This window comes from candidate division WOR-3 bacterium (genome assembly GCA_039802205.1).
GTDB lineage: Bacteria > Hydrothermota > Tepidihabitantia > SM23-42 > JAOAFX01 > JAOAFX01.
In genome coordinates this window covers 13602-33375 of sequence record JBDRWD010000024.1, presented here as the reverse complement: position 1 = coordinate 33375, position 19774 = coordinate 13602, and the positions used below count along the sequence as shown (strand labels likewise).

At 40.7% G+C, this 19774-nt stretch carries 18 protein-coding genes; 14 read left to right on the top strand and 4 right to left on the bottom strand.

What is annotated here, in order from left to right:
- Positions 1–163: 163 nt before the first annotated feature.
- From ABIL39_06625 to fba, 14 genes are all read left to right on the top strand, one after another.
- The gene (locus tag ABIL39_06625; GenBank protein ID MEO0165793.1) at positions 164–2656 is read left to right on the top strand and encodes a metallophosphoesterase; all 2493 of its coding nucleotides are present in this window, start codon (positions 164–166) and stop codon (positions 2654–2656) included.
- 42 nt (positions 2657–2698) lie between these two features.
- Entirely contained in the window at positions 2699–3328 is a 630-nt protein-coding gene (locus ABIL39_06620) for a class I SAM-dependent methyltransferase (protein ID MEO0165792.1), read from the top strand.
- A gap of 2 nt (positions 3329–3330) precedes the next feature.
- Positions 3331–4482, top strand: coding sequence for a radical SAM protein (locus tag ABIL39_06615; protein MEO0165791.1), 1152 nt, complete (start codon positions 3331–3333; stop codon positions 4480–4482).
- A gap of 235 nt (positions 4483–4717) precedes the next feature.
- Positions 4718–6508 (top strand): sigma 54-interacting transcriptional regulator, encoded by a 1791-nt coding sequence (locus ABIL39_06610; protein ID MEO0165790.1) that lies wholly within the window; start codon positions 4718–4720, stop codon positions 6506–6508.
- A gap of 78 nt (positions 6509–6586) precedes the next feature.
- Positions 6587–9220, top strand: coding sequence for a calcium-translocating P-type ATPase, PMCA-type (locus ABIL39_06605; GenBank protein MEO0165789.1), 2634 nt, complete (start codon positions 6587–6589; stop codon positions 9218–9220).
- A 136-nt stretch (positions 9221–9356) separates the two neighbouring features.
- Positions 9357–9863 (top strand): hypothetical protein, encoded by a 507-nt coding sequence (locus ABIL39_06600; GenBank protein MEO0165788.1) that lies wholly within the window; start codon positions 9357–9359, stop codon positions 9861–9863.
- Positions 9860–10555, top strand: coding sequence for a biotin--[acetyl-CoA-carboxylase] ligase (locus tag ABIL39_06595; GenBank protein MEO0165787.1), 696 nt, complete (start codon positions 9860–9862; stop codon positions 10553–10555). The genes ABIL39_06600 and ABIL39_06595 overlap by 4 nt, the downstream gene beginning before the upstream one ends.
- Positions 10552–11286, top strand: a complete 735-nt coding sequence (locus tag ABIL39_06590; GenBank protein ID MEO0165786.1) for a type III pantothenate kinase — start codon at positions 10552–10554, stop codon at positions 11284–11286. Before ABIL39_06595 ends, ABIL39_06590 begins: the two co-directional genes overlap by 4 nt.
- Entirely contained in the window at positions 11273–11707 is a 435-nt protein-coding gene (tsaE, locus tag ABIL39_06585) for a tRNA (adenosine(37)-N6)-threonylcarbamoyltransferase complex ATPase subunit type 1 TsaE (protein ID MEO0165785.1), read from the top strand. Before ABIL39_06590 ends, tsaE begins: the two co-directional genes overlap by 14 nt.
- On the top strand, positions 11688–12386 hold the full coding sequence (tsaB, locus tag ABIL39_06580) for a tRNA (adenosine(37)-N6)-threonylcarbamoyltransferase complex dimerization subunit type 1 TsaB (GenBank protein ID MEO0165784.1): 699 nt from the start codon (positions 11688–11690) through the stop codon (positions 12384–12386). The genes tsaE and tsaB overlap by 20 nt, the downstream gene beginning before the upstream one ends.
- Positions 12387–12403: 17 nt before the next feature.
- A complete protein-coding gene (gene rimI, locus ABIL39_06575) occupies positions 12404–12832 on the top strand; it encodes a ribosomal protein S18-alanine N-acetyltransferase (protein MEO0165783.1) in 429 nt (142 codons plus the stop codon).
- On the top strand, positions 12829–13341 hold the full coding sequence (locus ABIL39_06570) for a hypothetical protein (GenBank protein MEO0165782.1): 513 nt from the start codon (positions 12829–12831) through the stop codon (positions 13339–13341). Before rimI ends, ABIL39_06570 begins: the two co-directional genes overlap by 4 nt.
- The gene (locus tag ABIL39_06565; GenBank protein MEO0165781.1) at positions 13338–16838 is read left to right on the top strand and encodes a tetratricopeptide repeat protein; all 3501 of its coding nucleotides are present in this window, start codon (positions 13338–13340) and stop codon (positions 16836–16838) included. The genes ABIL39_06570 and ABIL39_06565 overlap by 4 nt, the downstream gene beginning before the upstream one ends.
- Positions 16839–16840: 2 nt before the next feature.
- Positions 16841–17755 (top strand): class II fructose-1,6-bisphosphate aldolase, encoded by a 915-nt coding sequence (gene fba / locus ABIL39_06560; protein ID MEO0165780.1) that lies wholly within the window; start codon positions 16841–16843, stop codon positions 17753–17755.
- 39 nt (positions 17756–17794) lie between these two features.
- Here the strand turns inward: fba and ABIL39_06555 are convergent, their stop codons facing one another.
- Genes ABIL39_06555 through ABIL39_06540 form a run of 4 tightly spaced genes read right to left on the bottom strand, consistent with a single transcriptional unit; the run spans position 17795 to position 19771 of the window.
- Positions 17795–18196 (bottom strand): OsmC family protein, encoded by a 402-nt coding sequence (locus tag ABIL39_06555; GenBank protein ID MEO0165779.1) that lies wholly within the window; start codon positions 18194–18196, stop codon positions 17795–17797.
- Between the two features lie 20 nt (positions 18197–18216).
- Positions 18217–18711, bottom strand: coding sequence for a TlpA disulfide reductase family protein (locus ABIL39_06550; GenBank protein MEO0165778.1), 495 nt, complete (start codon positions 18709–18711; stop codon positions 18217–18219).
- A complete protein-coding gene (locus ABIL39_06545; GenBank protein MEO0165777.1) occupies positions 18708–19058 on the bottom strand; it encodes a thioredoxin domain-containing protein in 351 nt (116 codons plus the stop codon). The genes ABIL39_06550 and ABIL39_06545 overlap by 4 nt, the downstream gene beginning before the upstream one ends.
- 38 nt (positions 19059–19096) lie before the next feature.
- Positions 19097–19771 (bottom strand): hypothetical protein, encoded by a 675-nt coding sequence (locus ABIL39_06540; protein MEO0165776.1) that lies wholly within the window; start codon positions 19769–19771, stop codon positions 19097–19099.
- Positions 19772–19774 lie beyond the last annotated feature (3 nt).

Here is a 19774-nt window from a genome sequence, read left to right as displayed (position 1 = left end):
GGTTGAATGTAGGCAGGGTTTTAGCTTGCGAGTATCAATTTTTCTGTGAAGGACAACCTCCCCCTTCACACTCCCCTCCGCCCCGCTGTTTCCTCCTGGCGGGGCGGGTTAAAGAAGGAGAGAGGAGGAGGGAGTTAAATGGAATTATTAGAAAGGAGAGCATATGTTCATAAAAAGAATAATACTTTTTGGAGCAGGAATAATTTTTATCTCTGCTTGGGGTGATGAACTTCAGGCGCCTAATATTATTTATGGTCCTTATTTGGGCAGGGGGACTAACCAATTTGCGATTGCGATCATTGCAGATCCGCATATCGGAGATGCGATTCCTGATTATGGAACACCTGGATGGAATGACGCACCCTATGGTTACGATCAAGGAGATGCAGCGCTCAAATTACGCAATACCGTGAACTGGATCAACAGTTATAAAAATGTTTATAACATAAAATATGTCTTCATCTTGGGTGATTTAACCGAAAGTGCAGAGATTTCGGAATTAAGAAAAGCCTATGAAATTTTGAGCACATTACAGGTCCCCTGGATTCCACTCATTGGTAATCATGATGTCTGGCCTTACATTGATGCGAATAATAAAGCTCCAGAAGAATTGAGTGATAGTTATTTCAACAATATTTATGGACCTCACTATCAGTATCTATTTAATATCCTGCCTAATTTTGTTCAGTGTCCGCTGCCGATTTGGAATTGGGAGGTGGAGCCGGACCATTATAATTATTTCCAGGATTTTGCCTTTGATGCTGGTTACGGTGACTGGCATTTTGTTTGTCTTGATTTCAACTCCCGTGACGATGCTAACAACGGCATGGGTGTAGATGCTGGAGGAGCGTTATATGCACTTGATTTAAACGATAAAATTTCAAGCATAAAAATAAGAAATTGTGACAGTCGGGGGGTGGTATTGTATGAACACAATAATCCCACAGTTGATGAAGGACGAAGTCAAACCTTTTTTAACAGCATTCCCTCACTGGAAGGTTCTTTTATCGGCAACGACCGGGCTTCATCTATAAGAATAATAGGCAATTGCACCGTGCGTCTCTATAAAGATCTCAATTATAAAGGAAGCATTGTGAGGACTTCAACAAACATACCCGATTTGAGTTCATCGACATACCAATTCAATGATAAAGCATCGTCAATCAAAATTACCAATGGATTGCTTTCGGGACGTCTGGTTGTGTATAAAGATGCGAATTATGGAGACAGACAGGAAGTATTTATTGCCAGTGACCGTTATCTTTACGGCAATTATATCGGCAATGATGCGATATCTTCCTTTAAAATTTATGGTCCCTGCCGGGTGACTTTCTATAAAGATGCAAACTTCTCAGGAGCAAGTCTTACCTATGATATTCCGGCAAATCAAACCTATTTTTCACCTTCCATGCCCAGCGGATGGAACGATGTGATCTCGTCGATAAAAATAGAAAATTGTAACAGTCGGGGCGCAATATTTTATAGTGAAGCAGGTATTGATACCTATGATAATAATCAATTAACCTTGTGGGCTAATGATGCGGATCTCAGTGATAATCCTACAGGCTGGACATTTCCAAAACCAACGAACTGGAATGATATCATTTCGGCAGTGCGGATTGTGGGGAATTGCACTGTGACGCTATATGTGGATAGTCATTATAAGGGATTTTTTGAAGCAACCGGTCCAGGGTTTTATGTCTTAGAGAACTATAATCTCAATGATGAGGTATCATCGATGGAAGTAGAAAACGGCTATCTCGGTAGCCGCATAGAGATTTATGAACACGAAAACTACGGGGGTAAAAAGGAAATATTTATTTATGACGACCGGAATCTCGATGGCAATTTCATTGGAAATGACGAGGCTTCCTCGGTTCGGATATATAGTAATTCCAGTGCTTTTGTCTGTTCGTTATATACGGATGCCGGATATCGTGGACCAGTTATGGAATTAAAGAAAGATGATCCCCGACTCGGTGAAAATGGTGCCTATGCCTGGTGGCGGGATCATATCCGGGATTATCCAAATAAAAAGGCTGATAACATTTTGATCTTCGCCCATCATCCGCTCTATGTAGAATTTCCACCAAGAGATGATAGTAGCAGGGGTTACTGGAATTTTACTGTCAATGAATACAACAACATCGCCGGTTTTCTTAATGCTTTTAAAGAACATATCGGCGGTTGGTTCGGCGGGCATCTCCATGGATATCCGGGATGGAGTGGAGATAAAAGTTGGGAGATTAAATACCCCTGGGATGGGTTTTCCACGGTCTGTAATGGATACTTTACGGATGCCAACAAAAATGGCAATGGTTGGGTTAGATTGGTGTTCTTAAAATATACTGAGCCGGTGATATCGTGGTCTTCAGAAGTTGAAAAAGATGGTGGTTTAGAAGAACGATCTATCAAGGTTATCAGATCCAGTCTTAAGGATGGAATTATTAAGTTAAAAGTCGCTAATCTTGACGGTGGCGATGTCTCCATTAAACTCTTTGACTCCTCTGGACGTTTAGTGGGAAGAAGCAATCATTTTTTAGCCAGCGATTCCGAATTCATCTTAGAAACACATAATTTATCTTCAGGGGTTTACTTTCTAAAAGTAATAACAAAGAAATATGTTTTAACTGAAAAATTGGTTCTGTTAAAATAATGGAGCAAGAATCTGCAATAATGTAAGAAGTCGCGTAGAATTATGATTAACTATGATGAAGAATATTTCAATAACCATTTCCGAAGCAAATTTTACCGCTGGTATATAGATACTATCCGTAATCGGGAAATCAAAAGAATTGTTTACCAAAGATTGAAGAGTGGTAAAATTCTTGAGATCGGCTTTGGAAATGATAATCTTCTTAAATTTTTCTGCCGGGACTTTGAAATTTACGGAGTTGATATATCCAAATTCGCAGTAAAAGAAATGACAAAAAAGTATAATCCCAATAATTTCCAAGAGTGTGATATTACCAAAGAGCCAATCCCTTTTACCTGTAAGTTTGATGTGATCTTGGCGATAAATACAATTGAACATTTAGATGACTACGAGTATGCCCTAAAAAATATCTATGGGAGTTTAAAGGATCAAGGATTGTTTGTTATTCAAATGCCCTTAAGAAGCAATACACTTTCAAAACTTCAATATAAAATATTCTACGATGTGATTGAACACTGCTACCGTCCTTCTTTTGACTCGCTCAATCAGCTTTTGCATCGGATTGGATTTAAACTGGTGGAAAGATTTATTCCTAGTTTTTTACCGATAAAGATTGGCACTAAATTTCTTATCAATTCATTTAATCTCTTCCTTGGTGTTTATAAAAAATGACCGTGTGGAAGTTTCTATTCTTTTTGCGAAAATTTATCCAGTTTAAAAGTCACTGGAAATTAGTAGTTAGAAGTTTTAAAAAAAGGACTGTGCTATATTTCAATCTCCACAAAACCACTGGTCTCCCTGGTCCCTCGATTGTCAATTTTACATTGACAAACCTCTGTAATCATAATTGTCGAACCTGTACCTATCGGGTATCAAATCGGATAAATAATAATGTAAAATTTATTCCTTTAGACTTAGTAAAAAGAACCATAGATAACCTGGCGCCTTTTGGAACCAGTTTGCTCTTTGCCGGGGGTGGCGAACCAACACTGTATCCCTGGCTCGGTCATGTAATTGATTATGCCACCCAAAGAAAATTATATACTGAAATTACCACGAATGGATATGTTTTAAAAAAGAGGGCAAAAGAGATAATGGCTGCCGGCATCGGCGGGATAGTAATATCAATCGATGGGAAAAGGGAGATTCACAATTATGTGCGAAACACTGACAGGGCTTTTGAAAAGGCTATAGAGGGGATCTTGGAATTAAATAAATACCGAAGCCGGCCGCTCATTGCCATTTCCACCACTGTTTCACCCGCGAACTGGTATGCCCTGCCAGAGTTGTTCGAGATAGTTGAAAGATTGGTAAAATCCCGGATGGTTGATTATATGATGATCCGGCACATGCAATACTTTCTGAGTAATAAGAATGTAGAGGAACACAATCAAAAGTTTGGAAATAGTTTATTTTTTGCTAAAAAGAATAGTTATGAAGACCTGAAATTTACCACCATCGATTTTACTCGACTTTGCCAATATATCAGGTGGAGTGACAAAAAATTCAATTGGTTGATATGGGTTGGAAAGAAACTAAGTTTACAGGAACTTAATAAATACTACACTCAGCCTGAAGTTTTCATAGTAGAAAAAAAAGTTTACTGCCCGTGGGTTTTCGCAAATATTACTGAAGATGGAGATGTAGTACTGTGTAATGAAGTCACAAATAATAATAACTTCTGCTTTGGTAACTTACATGAAAAATCGTTTATGGAAATCTGGAATAACAGTCCGAAATTGATAAATTTCCGTAAGGTTCTCCAGAAATATGATCGACTCCCTATCTGTACGCGTTGCTGTGCGTATATTGGCACTAAAATTTAAATTCTTGTATGCGAAGATAATCCTTTAGACATACCAAATTTATCCTCGACCCATTCTAAGCGCTTTGTCAGGATTATTTTTCTAAAGGTAATTTTTAAAGTAACATATTGACAATATTACACTAATATGTATAATTCATCCATAATATAAGGCCCCAGATGTTATTATTTCTTTAATAAAAATTTTTAAACGGGTGCCTTATGCTTTTTTATATAATAAACACGATAGGAATTATATGAGTGGATTATCGGAAAGAGAGAAATGGATAGCAGAATCAAGAAAGCGCTGTAGAAAATTGGGTTTAAATCCCAATCAATCATATATTCCTAATTCCCTTAATCACTCGGAACTTATGCGGCGCCAGAAACTCAATCATGCTCTGATAAACTCCGCCTTACCCTACATGAAACTTTGTAGCGAGTCCTTTAAACTCTGTGGTTCAATTTTAGTTTTAACTGATAAAGAAGGTTTTATTTTGAAAGAACTAGGTCCCCAACGCCTTCTGGAGGGTCGGACAAAAATCGGGTTGGGCGAAGGAGGTTCACTCCGTGAAGAGGATGCGGGGACTACTGCGGTGGCTCTTGCCATCCGTCACCAAAAGCCGGTCTATGTGGAGGGTGAAGAGTATTATCTAAAAATATTCCAATCCGGTGCCTGCTTTTGTGCACCGATTTTAGACAAAGATGAATTGCTGGGCACCATCGTCATTGTTCATCCGGAAAGAAAGGGGCATCCCTACACTTTTATGCTGGTAAAGATGCTGGCGGAGATAATTCAGCAGGAATATCAAAAAAATTTTGAATTCAATTTTTATAGCGACCTTGCAAAGTTGCTCAATCTCATTTTTGTTGTTACCGATACTCGGGGTAACATCTGCTGGTTGAGTGAAAGAGCAAAAAAGGTATTAGTTTTGGACCCGAATGATAATATCACCCGAAGATTTGGTGCCAATATCCTCAAACGCAAATCAATCGTTAATGACCTGTTCGAATCCGAAAGTTTGAATATGAAATTTTTTGTATTGAGGAAAGAGTGGAGTGATAAATATCTTTTCATCTTTGAGCCGGCATCTCAGATAACATGCAGCAAAAAAGAAGTTCCCTTCCATGCCCCTTATACTTTTGAAGATATCATCGGTCTGGAAAGTATTAAAAAATTTGCCCGCCAGCTCGCCGTTCAGGAGACCAATCTTTTGATTATTGGGGAGAGCGGCACGGGTAAAGATTTGCTCGCCTCTGCGATCCATAATGAAAGTCACCGGGCACATGAGAAGTTTGTCGTGGTAAACTGTGCGGCAATCCCGGAGAATCTGTTTGAATCCGAGCTGTTTGGCTACAAGCGTGGTGCCTTTACAGACGCCCGTCATGATAAGATCGGCAAGATTGAATTTGCCAATAATGGGACGGTATTTTTTGACGAAATTGCTGAACTTCCTCTCAATGTCCAGGCAAAATTGCTGCGCGTGCTGGAGGATAAAAAGGTCATTCCCTTAGGCAGTAACGAAGGTCGGGTGGTGAATGTCCGCTTTATTTTTGCGACCAATCGCAATCTTGAGGAGATGATTACCCAGGGAAAATTTAGAGAAGATTTGTATTATCGGATTCATTCACCCAAAATTGAAATTCCACCGCTGCGTGAACGGCGGAACGAAATTCCGCTACTGATTGAGCATCTGCTGGGGAAGATAAAAGAAAGACACAAAGGATTTGTCGCCGGAATAACTGAGAGGGCGAAGAGAGCACTGCTCAATTTTGATTATCCGGGCAATGTAAGACAACTCGAAAAGATGTTGGAGCAGGCTTTTCTAAGTTGCCGAAAAGAGTATATTGATATTGATGATTTGGGATTGGCAATCGCTAAGCCGCTGACGCTGGAGGAAAAAGTCCTCCAGTATAAGGCAAAGTTAATTTTTGAAGTCTTTATTGCCAACGGCCGGGATGTTAAAAAGACCTGTAAGGAATTAGGATTGTCGGAGCGCCAGATATACCGCTATTTAAAGATGGTGCGTAACCAAAATGAAGAGTGAACTTCATCATTATTTCCCAGAGTCAGGCAAGAATTACTATCATTGACATCCCTTAAAAAATAGGTATTCTTTTTGGGAATGGTAAAAGAAACTTGGCACACATTACCAATCGATAGAGTTTTTGAATCTCTCGGCACCAATTTCCAGGGTCTCAATTCCGAAGAGGCAAGGGTTCGCTTGGAAAAATATGGACCCAATGAAATAAAAGAGGCAAGGAAAAAGACCACTTGGGAAATGTTGATTGCCCAGTTTACAGATTTTATGATTCTGATACTCATCGGCGCAGCGATTATTTCCGGAATAATAGGTGAACCGATCGATACAATTGCAATAATCGTGATTGTAGTGCTCAATGGTTTTATTGGGTTTATTCAAGAATATCGAGCGGAAAAAGCCATTGCGGCATTAAAGAAATTAGCCCAGGCAAACATCAATGTCCGTAGAAATAATATTATCTACACTATTCCGGCATCAGAAGTTGTACCCGGCGATATCGTTTTGCTTGAGGCTGGTAACATCGTACCTGCAGATATGAGATTGGTTGAGGTTGCACAGTTGAAGATTGATGAGGCACCCCTCACTGGTGAATCAATTCCGGTAGAAAAATCTACCGCGGTGCTTCATGACCCTGAACTGCCCTTAGGTGACAGAAAGAATATGGCATATAAAGGAACCCTGGTGACCTATGGCCGCGGAATAGGGGTTGTGGTAGCGACTGGGATGAATACCGAAATCGGTAGAATCGCTACGCTCATTCAAGAGGAGGAGGAGCTAAAGACGCCATTGCAACAGCGACTCACTTCATTCGGTAAATGGCTGACAATCATTTTTCTTACCATCTGTGGATTCGTCTTTGTTTTTGGAATTTTGCGGGGCGAGTCGATTACTTTAATGTTTTTGACCGCTGTAAGCCTTGCAGTGGCTGCAATTCCTGAAGCCTTACCTGCGGTGGTCACGATTACCCTCGCGCTGGGGGCAAAGAAAATGGTCCAAGAGAATGCCTTGATGCGAAAACTCTCGGCTGTGGAAACACTGGGTTCAGTGACTTACATCTGCTCTGACAAAACCGGGACGCTCACCCAGAACAAGATGTTCGTCCGTGAGGTGTGTATCAACAACGAAATAATAAAAGAAGAAGATTTTGTTGATTATGCCGAGAAAAATACCGAATTCTTCCTTGCCCTTGCTCTTAGTAATGATGCGCAGTATGATAGGGATGGTAAAATGATTGGTGACCCTACCGAAATAGCCTTATGTCGGGCGGCATACGAGGCAGGATTCGATAAACGGGAGTTGATAAAAAAATTTCCGCGGATTGGTGAAATTCCCTTTGATTCAGAACGGAAGTGTATGACTACCTTTCATAAAATGGTTGATGGTAGAATACTTGCATTTACCAAAGGTGCGATAGATGTATTGATGGAAAGATCGATAGGTTGTCTCGTCAATGGTGAAATAAAAAAAGAACTACAATTTCTCAGCACCGCGAATCTCAAGATGGCAAACGATGGTTTACGTGTTCTGGCAATTGCAATGCGTGAATGGCAAGAAATGCCGGTTAATTTAAACCCAGCAGATGTTGAAAATAACCTAATTATCCTTGGCCTAGTTGGTATGATTGATCCACCCAGAGAAGGAGTAAAAGAAGCAATTCAACAGTGTAAGACTGCTGGGATAATCCCGGTGATGATCACCGGTGATCACCCCATTACCGCGAGGTCCATTGCCTATCAATTGGGCATTATGAATGAGGATAACCAAGCAGTTATCACCGGGAAGGAATTAGATAAATTATCGCTTGAAGAATTCGAAAGGCGGGTTGAACATATCCGAGTTTATGCAAGGGTTGCTCCGGAGCAGAAGTTGAAGATTGTCCGTGCACTTCAGGACAAAGGTCAATATGTGGCGATGACCGGAGATGGAGTGAATGATGCTCCGGCACTGAAACGGGCAAATATCGGTGTTGCTATGGGAATTATGGGAACCGAAGTTAGTAAAGAGGCATCCCATATGATTCTTCTTGATGATAATTTTGCTACTATTGTAAAAGCCGTGCGTGAGGGTCGGCGGATTTACGAGAATATAAGGAAATTTATAAAGTATATCATGTCATGCAATTGTGCGGAGATACTCACGATTTTCCTTGCGCCATTTTTCCGTTTACCCCTACCTTTATTACCCATCCACCTACTCTGGATAAATCTTATCACCGATAGCCTACCTTCTCTGGCACTGGCCACCGAAGTTGCGGATAAAGATTTGATGAAAAGACCACCGCGTCCGCCCCAGGAAGGCATCTTTGCCCGGGGGATGGGATTTTATATCCTGGTGGTAGGATTGCTCATGTCAGGAGTTACCCTTGCGACTCAGGCGATCGCAATAAAGATAGACAGCCACTGGCAGACAATGGTCTTCACTGTTTTGTGTCTGAGCCAATTGGGTAATGCCTTTGCCTGCCGTTCTGATGATAAATCATTATTTGCCTTAGGCTTATTATCCAATCCCTTTCTTGTGATTTCAACAATTATTCTTTTTTCCGCCCAGATGGCGGTGATATATCTACCGTTTTTAAATCCAATATTTAAAACCCAACCCCTTAATCTCCCCGAGTTATTAATTTCTATTGGTTTATCTTCCATTGTTTTGGTTTTAGTTGAAATAGGAAAGGTGGTTAGAGGGTTTTTTAAAAAATATAAATTAAAAAACACTTAGCTTCTCTAAGTACCTATGGAGTGTTTTCTCGATGCGAGAGGTCTTGAGCATTGCACAGGTTTGGAGCACTGGGTAGGAGGATTTTATCTTGACTTACCCCGATTTTAAGATAAAATTTAATCAAAGGAGGTTTTTGATGAAATCACTTTATTTTGTTTTAATAATTTTAATTATTTCCTGTGCCCCGAATGCAAGTGTGGAGTTCGGTTTTAATGACGGAGCACTCATCAATGGAACTTTTGGTGATTTAATAATTCAAGTGACAAAGATCGAAGCATTACAGGGCAAAGATTTCATAGAGGTCTGGAGAGGCAACACCCAGGTCGCTGTTTCTGTAAACGATGATAATTATCAGAGCATAACCAATGGGTATATACCGATTACCCCGGGTAATTATAAAAAAGTTCGCTTGACAATCGATTCGCTGATTTATAAAATTGATAACACATCGATCGTCCTGGTTGATACCCTTTATCAATTTATCGCCGATGCCTTTACTCCAATACTCATTGAGGAAAATCAAGATTATCGATTGGTGATAAGTATTGCGAGTAGTAACTTGTTTTCTCCGGATTCCCAGAGGATTAAAACCGGTCATAAACCATTTGAAGGTGCAAGTTTAAAGATATACTACTACCAATGAAAAGAGAAGTCCTAAAATTTAAACAGGTTACATCCACCCAGGATGTCTTGAAAAGGTTGATCAAAAATCGGAGAGAAATTGCGGTATTCGCCTATTCTCAGACGAAAGGACGAGGTCGGCAGAAAAGGGAATGGTATTCGCCACCTGGAGGAATGTATCTTTCTATTCTTGTTTTTCCGGAAAAAAATATCCATCTGCTACCTGTGATATCCTGCCAGGCAGTAGTGGAAACTTTGAAAGAGTTGAATTTTACTGATGTTGCCATCCATTGGCCCAACGATGTATTGATTAACCAGAAAAAAGTTTGTGGCATTCTTTGTGAGCGGGTAGACACCGCGGTGATTTGTGGGATTGGTTTGAATGTGAATATAAAAAAATTCCCATCTTGGTTAACCGAGGCCACATCTTTGTATAAAGAAACCGGTCAGTCCTATAATCTGAAAGAAATACTTAATTTATGTTTAACAAATTTCTGGAATCTTTACGATGCTTTACAGCGCGATAGATTTGATATGGCGGAGATTTATCAATATATTAGTGGGGTGGGCGAGCCGGTGGAAGTCAAATTATCATCAAAAGAGACCATCCGCGGTGTCATCCATAATGTTGACGAAGATTGGAACCTCATTATCCGGACCGCAGACGGAGTTATTAGAAAAATTTGCCAAGGGGATGTAGTAAGGATTTTATGATTTGCACTTTTGATATCGGGAATACCAATGTTCACATTGGTCTTTACCAAAATGGCTGTCTGGTATATACGCAAAGATGGCGCACCCAGCAGGGTTTTGAGAGAAAGATTATTGGTCGTTTGCTGGCAAAAAGGGAGATTGAAGGGGTGGCAATTGCTTCGGTGGTACCAAATGTAAGCAAGATGTTGACCCAATATCTAAGAAGTAGATTTGGCATAAAGCCTTTTTTTATAAATGCCCGGATAAAAATGCCCGTGAAGATCGCATATGGCAACTTGGGTCCAGATCGAATTGCTGCTATCAATGGTGGATATCTACGGTATCATGACAACATAATCATCTTCTCTTTGGGAACTGCCATCACTGGGGATGTGGTTACAGAAGAAGGAATCCACTGCGGAGGAATTATCCTACCGGGACCGGATACGCAATTGTGGAGTTTAACCCAGAAAACTGCGTTGATCAGCAAGATTTCTTTGAACGGGCGATTCAATCTCCTCGGCAAAAACACCACCGGATGTGTGCGGTCGGGTATTTTGAACAGTACTAAGTTTACCATTGAGCGATTTATCGATGAGATAAAAAATAACTATAAAAAGCAATATCGCACAATAATAACTGGTGGCTGGGCGCCACGTTTTGCCCACTTGATAACCGGCATAGATCGGGTAGATGAGGACTTGATACTTTATGGTATCTTCCAATTATACCAAAAAAATGTCTCGGGTTAGAAGATATCTTACCGGTTCACCGGCTGAGACATTAAAACTTGGTAGAAGGATTGCCCGGATGTTAAGGTCCGACGATATCTTGTTTCTCAGCGGGGATCTGGGAAGCGGGAAGACTACTTTTACGCGGGGAGTGTGTCAGGGGTTAGGCATTAAAGAACCGGTGACCAGCCCCAGTTTTATTATCGTTACGGAATATACTGGAAAGTTTAAGGTGAGCCATATCGATCTATATCGGCTCGATAAGGCAGATTGTGATATCTTACCCCTTGAAGAATATTATGCGCAAGGTGGCATCACCATAATTGAATGGGCAGATCGAATACCGAATTTCGAGCGTCGTTTAACACCAGGCTTCTATATCTCTTTTCGTATAATTCGGTCAAATCAAAGGGAGATTACAATTGAAGATCTTAGGAATTGATACTTCCACGAAATCATTTTCAACCTGTATCTGTGAGGAAGCGAGGATACTTTATGAGATAACAGGGGATAGAATCTTCAGTAGTGATATAAAAAGCGGTAATTTCTTTCTTGTGGTTCATGATTTGATAAATGGAGTGGAGAAAATAGATGCCATCGCCTTGACCATCGGACCGGGTATGTTTACTTCCTTACGGGTGGGGCTGGCACTCGCTAAAGGACTTTTTTTAAGCCGGAGAATCCCAATCTGTGCTGTCAACACTCTTGAAGTGATTGCGTACACAGTAGCGTTTTCTAATTTTATTGATAGCAATTATCTCATCGCGCCGGTTATGGAGGCATTTCAGAAAGAGATATTCGTCGCCCTTTTTAAGAGCCACCGTCGCATAAGCAAGGATTTAGTATTTAAACCTGAAGATTTTTTAAAATTTGCTTGGGAGAAATATAAGGAGGAAAAAATAATCATAGCAGGTCCGGGTGTTCAGTTATTAAAAGATTTTGCACAGGGAAAAGATAAAAATAGGATAATCATCAGCGAATCACCCTTATTTTGCCCTTCAGCCTCCAAAGTCGTTCTTACCGCCCTACGCCGGATAAAGATGGGAATCTTTGATGACCCGGAGTTGCTTGAGCCCCATTACATTAAAAAGACCTCAGCCGAGGCAAAATTAAAGGAATGACTTGGAGTATAAGAGAAATGAAGATCACGGATATCGACCAAGTCTACATGATTGAATGCAAAGTGTTTCCCAATCCCTGGCCGAGATCCTTTTTTGAACATGATCTGCTCAAGAATGATACTATCGCCCTTGTTGCTGAAAAAGATGGAATAGTAGGCGGGTACATAATTGCTGATTCGGTTCTGGATGAGTTACATATCACCAATGTCGCAGTCGCTCCGGAATATCAACATCAGGGGATAGGAACCCGGCTCCTTGCCGAAGTGGAACGTAGAGGCAAACAAAGGGAATGTCTTTATGCCTACTTGGAAGTAAGAGTGGATAACACGGTGGCAATAAAATTATATAAAAAATTTGGGTATCGGATCATCCAATTAAGAAAAAATTATTACCTGGATGGCACCGATGCCTATGTGATGGGTAAAGAGTTAAAGGAGGTCCCATGAGTTTATTATTGTTCATTATAGGTCAATTGAGCCTTTATTTTTTAAAGAATTCTCCGGATCTGCTGGTGCGGATAAAACCCGAAATCCCTACACAGGAGGTAATTCTTTATTACAATTTTGGAAACACAAAATGGGATTCAACATCCGCGCGGTCCTATATTACCTACTTTGATGCAATAATTCCTCTACCTGAGACCTCTGATGTGGCTGGATTTTATTTTCTGACCGACGGAAGGGTAAATAATAATAAAGGGGAACTCTTCCTCTTCGAAATAAAAAAATCACCCCGCAGTATCCTGCCGCTTTCTTTGGATTATCTTGACCTGATGCTCCAGCAGGCGCGAAAGAAGGTTATCAATCGTATTTACATTGATGAAGCCATAGCTTTGATTGATTATGTGGAAAGAACATTGAAGATGGTACCTTATTTAAAAGGTTCAGAGGGAGAGTTGAAGATAAACCTTCTGAAAAACGAAATTAATGAGCTCAAGAGCCTTCTGGAAAGATGAATTGCCCGAGGTGTGGTTATAACAATCCAGAATCGGCAAATTTTTGCAGTCGCTGCGGATTGCAGTTGACAAAAACATTCGGTCAGCGACGTCCGGTAGCGGTGATCTTTGCAGATATCGCCGGATTTACCCCGCTTGCAGAAAGAATGGATCCAGAAGAGGTTAAAGATCTAATCGACCAGTGCCTCCAGCGTCTGGCTACAGTAGTCCAGAAATACGAAGGCTTTGTCGATAAATTCATCGGAGATTGTATCATGGCTGTTTTCGGTGCGCCAGTGGCGCACGAAGATGATCCTTTGCGTGCGGTTCTTGCAAGTATTGATTTGATGAAAGAGATTAAAGATTTTAATATTGAAAAGAAACAGAATTTGGCACTTTCAATTGGCATTAACTATGGCCTTGTAGCTACGGGCGACCTAGGCCGGCCCGGAGGTTATACTGTAATGGGTGATACCGTAAATCTCGCTCAGCGCCTCCAGAATGCAGCACCCCGAGGTAAGATTTATGTGAGCGAAGAGGTTTACCGCCATACCTGCCAGGAGATTGTATATAGAAAGTTAAAAAAGATTCCGGTGAAAGGAAAAAGCGGCATGATACAAGTCTTTACACCGATCAGGGTAAGAGTTCCTTATAGCCTGCGGAAGATCGCGGAGATTCCTTTGATCGGTAGAAGTGATGAGATGGCACATCTTAATAAAATCTTTGGAGAAGTAAAAAATGGAAAAGGAAGGGTTGTGGGAATTGTTGGTGAGGCTGGAATCGGTAAAACGAAACTTGTTTATGAGTTTAAAAGACAATTGGGTGTGGATGCGGTAGTGATTGAGGGCAAAGGGATTGAGTATCACAGCAACTCATCATATTTTGTGTTAAGGGAGATTCTCAAAAAGATATTTGGGATTAATGAAAAAGATTCTCCTGAGACGATGGCGCGCCGGATTGCCAAAACTATTGAGGAGCTTGATGATGCAGTTTTAAGAACAAAAATTTCATTTTACAAGTACTTTCTTTCAGCTGATTTGACTGAAACTGAACGCCGCCAGCTGGAGGCGATGCCTGCCGAGGAGCGGAGTCGCTTATTAATGGAAGCGATCCACTCGCTAATTTTGAAATATCCTCGTTCCCGGCCTCTGGTGATTATCTTTGATGATTGCCACTGGGTGGATAATGAAACCATAAATTTTATGCATACCCTGGCCCATACCATTGGCTACAAACCCATTATGCTTATTGCCCTGTACCGACCCTCGTTTGATATCGGACGGACCGGAGAGTTGCCTTATTTCAGCATGCTAAATCTAAAACCTCTGGAGATGGAGGAGACGGCTGCGCTCTTAAAAAAAATTTTTAATTGTGAAAGAATTGAGGATGAATTATTGGCCCTGCTCCTGAAAAAATCGGGTTCAATACCATTTTATTTGAGTGAACTCGCTATAAACCTTAGTAACACAAATATGATCCAGATAAAAGACGGCTGTGCCTATTTGGCCTCCGGAGCCACTTTTTCCCTGCCGCGCAGTCTTGATGAACTCATCATGACCAAAGTCGACCGCCTCGCTCCCGAATTGAGAGCCATAGTAAATATTGCTGCAGTCATTGGTGAGGAATTTTCTTTCAAACTGCTCCAAGCCTTGCTCCCGAGCCGCGAACGCTTACATAAGAATCTACTCTTTCTTACCCATCAAAATATTTTTAAAATAATTGAAAGCACCGGCCTGCCCGAGGAGAATAAATATGGCTTTACCCACACGCTCATTCGGGATGCGGTATATAACTCGCTGTTGAAAAAAGAATTAAAGAGCTATCATCAGAAAGTCGGTTTCGCAATTGAAAAGATTTTCGGGTTTAACCTTGAAGAGTATTACGATACTCTTGCCCACCATTTTTATCTTGGGGGTGAGTTGTTAAAAGCATTGGATTATTTAGAGAAGGCCGGGGATAAAAAAAGAGATTTCTATTTGAATAATGCAGCGATTGAAATCTATCAGCGATGTCTCTCCATAATACCATCCACCATGCCCCAAAGAATCGTCCGCATTAAAGAAAAACTCGGTTCGGTCTATGAATTGATTGGGGATTATAAAAATGCATTGGAGACTTATCAAAGTATAAAGAAGTATGCGGAAAGCGACCGGCTCACATGGGCGCGCAGTCTTAAACATCAGGCACTTATTTATTACCGGCAGGGGATTTACGAAAAAGCCATGAAACATCTCCACGAGGCAAGAAAGGAATTGAGAAGGATTTCAGATTCTCAGTCCATTTTGATTTTAAAAGAACTTTCGGAGATTTCCAGTTGGGAAAGTTGGTTTTATCGTATAAAAGGGAAGATCGACCTCGCCGAAAAGAAAGCCCTGGAGTCCATAAATATCATCAAAAAAGTGAAAAAATGGTCCTCAGATCCCGGCCTCAAAAAGACCATGTTGGTTGCTTATAACAATTTGGCGATCGTACACCAATTGAAGGGTGAACCGGCGAAGGCAATCGCATTATGTGAAAGAGCCCTGACCATTGCCCATGAGATTGGTGAATTCCGGGGCCAGCGGTTGATCTACAATACCTTGGGTATAGCCTATCGGATGCAGGGCGAATACGACAAGGCAATTGATGCCTTTACGATGTATTTAAAAATTAGTGAAGAACTGGAGGATAAACATAACATCGGTATCGCGTATTGTAATTTGGGAAATGTCTATCAGGATAAAGGTGATTCCCGGGTGGCGATCGATTTTTATCATAAATTTTTAAAAATTTCCGAAGAACTGGGCGATAAATCTGGAGTTGGGACCGCCATAAACAACATTGGTATAGTTTATTTCAATGAAGGAGACTATCAGAGAGCACTTGAGTCTTTTGAGCAATATCTGAAAATAAGTAGAAAACTGGGGGAGAAGCAGGGCGTGGCGATTGCCTATGGTAATTTAGGGGAGATATATTACCATCAATTTAAGTTCAAAAAGGCGATGGAATTGTTTAAAAAATATCTTCGAATCGCCCAACAGCTCAATGCCCGGAGAGATATCGCCATGGCCTCTTATAACTTGGGGAGAATTTATACCGAGATGGGAAATTTGAAGCTTGCCCAAAGATATCTGGAGCAGGCGCGCCGGTTATTTGAAAATGTGGGAAATAAATTTGCCATTGGAATGGTATTAAACACTCTTGGATATTTAAAATTCAAGCAGGGCAAATTTGATGAATCCAAGAAATTTTTAAATGCTGCCCAGGAGATTGCAAATCTGATTAATTCCGCAGAATTGAAGGTATATTGTCTATTAAACTTCGGTATTTTCCTTAACAAGACTGATCCTTTGAATGCCGAAAAGAATTTTCAAGAAGCGATCTTACTTTGTGAGAAGAATAGATTCAAAAAACTCTTAGCCGATGTTTATTATGAGTATGCCCGATTTTTGGGGTTTATACGACGACGGTCTGAGATGAAAAAATATTACCAAAACGCAATGAGAATATATCGGAGCATGGGAATTAAGAGAAGGTAATCATGATCGTCAATTTAAACAAGGTGCTTCCTCAGGCGCGAGAGAAAAAATATGCGGTAGGACATTTTAACACCTCCAATATGGAAATAACTCAGGCAATTGTTCAGGCTGCTGAGGAATTAAATGCGCCGGTGATTATTGGGGTAAGTGAAAAAGCAATAAATTATTCTGGATTGTCAACGATCGTCCAGATTGTATATAGCATAGCCGAAAGATCCAGGATTCCTGTGGTGCTCCATCTGGATCATGGGAGAGATTTCGATTTGATAAAAAAATGTATTGATGCTGGATTTACCTCGGTGATGATAGATGGTTCCTATCTGCCATTTAAAGAAAATTTAAACTTAACAAAAAAAGTCGTTAAATATGCGCACAAAAAGGGGATATCAGTTGAGGCTGAGATTGGCCAACTCGCCGGGATTGAGGATGATATGAAGCCTGCACATCTGCTGTATAGTGATCCTGATGAAGCAGCGAGGTTTGTCCGGCTTTCAGAGTGTGACGCCCTGGCTATTGCTATAGGGACTGCCCACGGTGCCCATAAATTTAAAGGCAAACCCAGATTGCGGATTGATATTCTAAAAGCGATCGCTGCCCAGGTGGAAATTCCTCTGGTTCTTCATGGTGCCTCTGGAGTAAAACCCAAATGGATTCGTTACGCAAATAAATTTGGCGCGCGGATAGAAAAAACAAAAGGCGTCCCTGACCGTTTGATAAAAGAGGCTGTCAAAAATGGTATCACCAAGATCAATGTGGATACCGATATCAGAATCGCCTTCACTGCGGCGATTCGGGAATTTTTATTCAGAACTCCTGAGGAGTTCGACCCGCGCCGGATATTAAACCATGCCCGAGCCGTGATAAAAGGGGTGGTAAAAGAAAAAATAATCCTTTTTGGATCGGCGGGCAGGGGATAATTGAATATTTATGCTAAAATTTAGTATATTGTTTCAGATCTATATTATGTTAAACTCAAATTGCGGAGGATTTTTCAGTGTTGCCAAAACCGAACAGTACTTATCCCGGGAAAGTTCAAAAGACCTTATTAGGTCTTCCCGCCGGTAATCGCCCTTGCATTCAATTTCGTAGATTATTCTTAAATACCTTCTGGGATGTTCAGAATTCTTTTCGCCTTTTAATACCATTCTGAAAGAATCTATTTTTCCACCTTTTTTCTGAAGTATTGCTACAATGTCCATTCCCATGCAGCCGGCAAGGGCTACGAGGAGTAGATCCATGGGCTTAAAACCCTGATTTAGTCCACCGGATTGGATATCGGTATCAACGATGATTTGATGGTGTTCCTCGTCTTCAGCCGTAAACTGCAGACCTTTTTTATTCCAATGGAGGGTTATCATTTTTTTTCAAATGAAAAAGATTATTCATTTAATAACGTATCAAGAAGGGCTTCAAAAACCGGTATTAATTCATCCGCATAACCGATCTGGGTCTTTCTTACATTTCCTTTCTTATCAATGAAGAGGGTATGGGGAATTGAACGCACACCAAACCTTTGAAAGACTTCGTTATTCCCCAGAAGAATCGGATAGTTGATATTGTTCTCGCGTGCAAAGGTTGCAAGGGTTTGTTTATCTTCTGCGCTCACCCCTAAAATCAAGAGTCCTTTATCCTTGTGTTTTTCATAAAGCGCAACAAGATGGGGTATCTCGCGTCTGCAGGGCGGGCACCATGTTGCCCAAAAATCAACAATTACGACCCTGCCTTTTAACTTAGAAAGCGTATACTCCTCACCCTGGAGGGACTTCAGGGTGAAATCATTTCCCTTTATATCCGAAGTTCCACTCTTTTCCTTAGTACAAAAAAGCGTAAAAATTAGACAGGTGGTTATGATTGTAATCGATACTTTTTTCATTTTGTCTCCTTTGTTTTTCTTGGCTTCATCCCCAGATATTTATTGAGCTTTTTCATTAAAGCCTCCTTGGAGATTGTCCCGATTATTCTTTCTTTCACCGTCCCTCCCACAAAGATGAGTATTGTGGGTATGTTTTGAATATCGTATTCGTTGGCGGTCTTTATCTCATTATCAACATTCACCTTAGCGATGTTGATTTTATCTGAATATTCCCTATCAATTTCCTCAATATACTTGCTCATTGCTTTACAACTCGGTGACCAGATTGCCCAAAAATAAACCATGTAAGGGAGGGAGGATTTCTCTACCTCCTGAAAGAAATCGATATCGGTTAATTCTTTTATCATAATTCCTCTACCTCCTTTTTAATGTTTCACGTGAAACATTAAAATGCGGAACTATACCCTATTTTAATCATTCTATTTAACTGCTGGTTTTTATTACTGTTATCCAGCATGTCCCTCAGCGCGAATTCGAAGAATAATTGATTGTAAAAATTAAACCTTATACCAGAATTCAAATATCCTTTATTCTGGTCCCGTGGATCATTCAGATTGGGTGTATAATCGATAAGCAGTTCGGTAGAACCTATTTTAAACTTTACCCCAGAAAATATATCTATATGTCCACCATGTTCAAATGAGTAATTTGCGCCGATGCTGGGGGTAATCGTTAGGTCGGGATATTCGAAAATACCCCCCACTTGGCAATAAAGACCTTTAGACATGATGTCATAACGAGAAGCAGTATCATCGTATTCTCCATATCCCTGATTGTCAAACCCACAGATGATCGTAGGCACCATCCAGGATTGTTCAATGATGAGCAATCTTGCCTGGAGCCCAGGAAGTTTATAAAAATTTGGATTGCCAGCACCGATAAGATTGGATGCCCCATAACTCAATCCTAAAGAAATTCTATCCAAAAGTTCTATCGCACCATACCCGATGATTTCTCCTTCTGGGCCAAACCGCAGCTGGACTGAATAGTTGCCATGCTTGGGAATGGTGAGATCTGGTTGATCAATGAGATAATGTGAGAATAGAATGATTAAAAGCATCGT

Bases quoted from the DNA above. Each gene is read 5' to 3' on its own strand.
- ABIL39_06625 (MEO0165793.1), top strand. From the start codon at position 164: ATGTTCATAAAAAGAATAATACTTTTTGGAGCAGGAATAATTTTTATC.
- ABIL39_06620 (MEO0165792.1), top strand. From the start codon at position 2,699: ATGATTAACTATGATGAAGAATATTTCAATAACCATTTCCGAAGCAAA.
- ABIL39_06610 (MEO0165790.1), top strand. From the start codon at position 4,718: ATGAGTGGATTATCGGAAAGAGAGAAATGGATAGCAGAATCAAGAAAG.
- ABIL39_06605 (MEO0165789.1), top strand. From the start codon at position 6,587: ATGGTAAAAGAAACTTGGCACACATTACCAATCGATAGAGTTTTTGAA.
- ABIL39_06600 (MEO0165788.1), top strand. From the start codon at position 9,357: ATGAAATCACTTTATTTTGTTTTAATAATTTTAATTATTTCCTGTGCC.
- ABIL39_06595 (MEO0165787.1), top strand. From the start codon at position 9,860: ATGAAAAGAGAAGTCCTAAAATTTAAACAGGTTACATCCACCCAGGAT.
- ABIL39_06590 (MEO0165786.1), top strand. From the start codon at position 10,552: ATGATTTGCACTTTTGATATCGGGAATACCAATGTTCACATTGGTCTT.
- tsaE (MEO0165785.1), top strand. From the start codon at position 11,273: ATGTCTCGGGTTAGAAGATATCTTACCGGTTCACCGGCTGAGACATTA.
- rimI (MEO0165783.1), top strand. From the start codon at position 12,404: ATGAAGATCACGGATATCGACCAAGTCTACATGATTGAATGCAAAGTG.
- ABIL39_06570 (MEO0165782.1), top strand. From the start codon at position 12,829: ATGAGTTTATTATTGTTCATTATAGGTCAATTGAGCCTTTATTTTTTA.
- ABIL39_06565 (MEO0165781.1), top strand. From the start codon at position 13,338: ATGAATTGCCCGAGGTGTGGTTATAACAATCCAGAATCGGCAAATTTT.
- fba (MEO0165780.1), top strand. From the start codon at position 16,841: ATGATCGTCAATTTAAACAAGGTGCTTCCTCAGGCGCGAGAGAAAAAA.
- ABIL39_06555 (MEO0165779.1), bottom strand. From the start codon at position 18,196: ATGATAACCCTCCATTGGAATAAAAAAGGTCTGCAGTTTACGGCTGAA.
- ABIL39_06550 (MEO0165778.1), bottom strand. From the start codon at position 18,711: ATGAAAAAAGTATCGATTACAATCATAACCACCTGTCTAATTTTTACG.
- ABIL39_06545 (MEO0165777.1), bottom strand. From the start codon at position 19,058: ATGATAAAAGAATTAACCGATATCGATTTCTTTCAGGAGGTAGAGAAA.
- ABIL39_06540 (MEO0165776.1), bottom strand. From the start codon at position 19,771: ATGCTTTTAATCATTCTATTCTCACATTATCTCATTGATCAACCAGAT.